General features: G+C 69.5%; 4 protein-coding genes. 1 reads left to right on the forward strand and 3 read right to left on the reverse strand.

Annotated elements, in window-relative coordinates; all coding sequences use genetic code 11:
• Positions 1-62 precede the first annotated feature (62 nt).
• The 3 genes from ABD793_RS42475 to ABD793_RS42485 form a co-directional block, all read right to left on the reverse strand.
• Positions 63-524, reverse strand: coding sequence for a nitroreductase/quinone reductase family protein (locus tag ABD793_RS42475; protein ID WP_344869556.1), 462 nt, complete (start codon positions 522-524; stop codon positions 63-65).
• 94 nt (positions 525-618) lie between these two features.
• Complete coding sequence (locus tag ABD793_RS42480; RefSeq protein ID WP_344869558.1) at positions 619-1,620, reverse strand: zinc-binding alcohol dehydrogenase family protein; 1,002 nt, start codon at positions 1,618-1,620, stop codon at positions 619-621.
• Between the two features lie 4 nt (positions 1,621-1,624).
• Positions 1,625-2,221, reverse strand: a complete 597-nt coding sequence (locus tag ABD793_RS42485) for an NADPH-dependent F420 reductase (RefSeq protein ID WP_344869560.1) — start codon at positions 2,219-2,221, stop codon at positions 1,625-1,627.
• Positions 2,222-2,376: 155 nt separating this feature from the next.
• Between ABD793_RS42485 and ABD793_RS42490 the strand changes: the two genes are divergently transcribed.
• The gene (locus ABD793_RS42490) at positions 2,377-2,988 is read left to right on the forward strand and encodes a TetR/AcrR family transcriptional regulator (RefSeq protein WP_344869561.1); all 612 of its coding nucleotides are present in this window, start codon (positions 2,377-2,379) and stop codon (positions 2,986-2,988) included.
• Positions 2,989-2,998: the final 10 nt, after the last annotated feature.

Below are 2,998 nucleotides of genomic sequence, written 5' to 3' on the forward strand. Positions count from 1 at the left end.
CGGTCGGCGTCGGCCGGATGGCGGGCGCCCGGGTGTGCGCCGGGCGCCCGTGGTGAGTCCGGTCAGTTCTCGGTGGGTTCGAGCAGGATCAGCGGCACTTCGCGGTTGCCGGACTCGGCGGCCGCGGCGCGAAGGCCGGCGAAAAACGGGTAGAGCTCGTCGGTGTAGGCCAGCCAGTTTTCCCGCTCCGCACCTTCGGCTACCCGGGCGGTCATCAACCGGCGATCGGGACCGTCCTGCAGCTGTACCGTCGGGTGCGCCACGAGGTTGTGGAACCAGCTCGGATGGCGGGCCTGGCCGCCGGCCGCCGCGCCGATGGCGTAGACACCGTCACGCTCGATGCGCATCAGGGCGACCTTGCGCAGCTTGTCCGAGCGGGCGCCACGCATGGTCACCACGACCACAGGGCCGCCCTCCGCTGTCGCGCCTTCACGGCCGTCGGTGCGCTCGTAGAGCTCGACCTGACCGCGGGTCCTCGCGTCGGCACTGGGGACGTACTCACCGTCGAGCAGATCCGTTGTCATGTCAGGGAATTCCTTTCATTGAGGGTGGCATTTCACGCGCCGCCGCGAACAGCCGGAACCGGCGGGACGGTGGGGCCGAACACGTTCACCGGTTTCAGCCGGTTACCCGGATCACGGTTTTCCCGATGGTCCGGCCGCTCTCGGCGAGGGTGTGCGCGGTCCGCATGGTCTCGGCGGTCAGTCCCTCGAGCGTGGTGGTGACGATCGGGCGCAGCCGGCCCGCCGCGACGCCGTCCGCTGCCCTGGCGAGGATCCGGCCCTGGCTGCCGGCGTCACGGCCGGCCACGATCTTGCTGAACACCATCTCGCTGTGCAGCGACAGTGACTTTCCGGTGAAGGCCCCCGGGTCGAAGGGGCCGCTGAGGTCGCTGGTGGCCAGGTGACCGAAGGGGCGCAGCACCTCGACGATCGCCTCCAGATGGCCGCTGGTGCCCGTGGTCGAGAACACCAAGTCGACGTGGTCGATCCCGGCTGTGCGGAGCTGTCCGGCCAGATCACCGCGATGGTCGACGACCAGGTCGGCACCCATTGCGGTCGCCCACTTCCGCGACTCCGGCCGCGAGGCCGTGCTGATCACGAATGCCGGTGTCGTGGCCTTGAGCAGTTGCGTGGCCATCGACCCGACGCCGCCGGCTCCGCCGATGACGAGCACGCGGCCGACACCGCGCGGCAGCTCGTCCTGGTCGCGAAACAGCGATTCCCAGGCGGTGAGGACACCGATGGGCAGCGACGCGGCGTCGGTGAACGCGAGCCGGTCCGGGATCTTGGCAACCACCCGGTGGTCGACCGCGACGCGCTCGGCCCAGCTGCCGTCGCGGGTGACGTCGCCGGTGCCCATCACCCGGTCCCCGACCGCGAACCCGGTGGCCGCGGGCCCGGCCGCGGCGACGACCCCGGCGAACTCCCAGCCGAGGACGACCTGCCCGCCGGGCTCGGCGCTGCGCGTCTGCCGGATCGCGGCTTCACCCGGGTTGATACCGATCGCACGGACCTCGACCAGCAGGTCACCGTCGCGCAGCCGAGGTTCGGCGACCTCGGCCAGGGTGATGGCGAACGCGTCGAGCGGGTGCGCTTTCTCGTACGCGAGTGCTTTCATGGCTTCATTCCTGCCGCAGGGCGTGCAGCGCCGAGAGCGGCCCGCCGATCTGCATCAGGCGGCCGCCCTCTCGCAACGTCCCGGCGTCGACCGGCGCAAATCCGATGGCGTCGGCGACGGCGTGGAAATCCGCCTTGGCAGCCTCGTCGTCGCCGGCGTAGAACAGCAGCTGCCGCCCTTCCGCGTGCCGGGGATCGGCGGCAATGTACTGGGCGTAGAGGGTGTTGAAAGCCTTGACCACGCGCGCGCCCGGCGCACGATCGGCTACGAACTCGCTCGCCGTCTCCACCCCGAGCTCGGCGACGGTCGGCAGCATCGAGCCCAGGTTGTTGGTGGTGTCGACCAGGATGCGGCCGTCCCACCCGGGCAGCCCGGCCAGCGCGTCACCGACCTGCGGCCACATCACGGTGAGGAAGACCAGGTCGGCGGCGGCCGCTTCGTCGACCGTGCCCGCGCTCGCGAGCGGCCCCAGCCGGGCCACGACGTTGCGCAGCGTGTCCGGGCCGCGGCTGTTGCTGAGCGTCACCGTGTGACCGGCCGTCACGAGGTGGCCGGCGATGGCCTGCGCGACCGTCCCGGCGCCGATGGTTCCGAAGTTCATGACCGTCCCTTCAGTCTTCGATGACGCCTGTCATCATAATTTATGATTGTAGACGTCATCATTAACTGTCAAGCCTCGGCCTCTGCCGTGCATCCTGGCTTTGATGATGAGTAACATCGGGAGAGGCGAGTGAGCTCATCGGGAAGGTGGTCGACGTGCCCCGCATCACGCAAGAGCAGAAGCGGCTCAACCACGAGAAGATCGTCAACGCGGCCGGTGCGGGATTCCGGCTGCGCGGCATCGACGGCATCGGCATCGAGGAGCTGATGAAGTCGGCAGGCATGACACACGGCGGGTTCTACAACCACTTCTCCTCGAAGGACGACCTCGCTCTCGAAGTCCTCCACCAGTGCTTCACCGACTCGCTCGAAGCGCTCGACGCCATCCGCGAAGCGCATCCCCGCTCAGCGCGCGCGGCCCTGCACGACATGGTCGACGGGTACGTCAACGCCGAGCACCGCGACCACCCCGAGATCGGCTGCGCCTCGGCCGCCCTCGTATCCGACGCCGGCCGCCACGGCGCCGCCGCCCAGGCCGAATACCGGCGCGGACTCGACGGCTACTTCGCCACCATCACCGACATGCTGCTCGACCGCGCACGCCAGTCCGGCACCGAACTCACTCCCGCCGAAGCCCGCGAGCGAGCGGTGGCACTGTTCAGCCAAATGGTCGGCGCGCTGATCCTCTCCCGGGCGATCGCGGACGCCGCCCCGGACCTGTCAGACGAGGTACTGACGGTCAATCGGCGGCGGCTCAAGAAACGGTGACCACCGTCGT

Origin of the sequence: Amycolatopsis ultiminotia, assembly GCF_039536925.1 — a bacterium.
Lineage (GTDB): Bacteria > Actinomycetota > Actinomycetes > Mycobacteriales > Pseudonocardiaceae > Amycolatopsis > Amycolatopsis ultiminotia.

Coding starts and splice junctions, on each gene's coding strand:
- ABD793_RS42480 (WP_344869558.1), bottom strand. CDS start 1,620: ATGAAAGCACTCGCGTACGAGAAAGCGCACCCGCTCGACGCGTTCGCC.
- ABD793_RS42485 (WP_344869560.1), bottom strand. CDS start 2,221: ATGAACTTCGGAACCATCGGCGCCGGGACGGTCGCGCAGGCCATCGCC.
- ABD793_RS42475 (WP_344869556.1), bottom strand. CDS start 524: ATGACAACGGATCTGCTCGACGGTGAGTACGTCCCCAGTGCCGACGCG.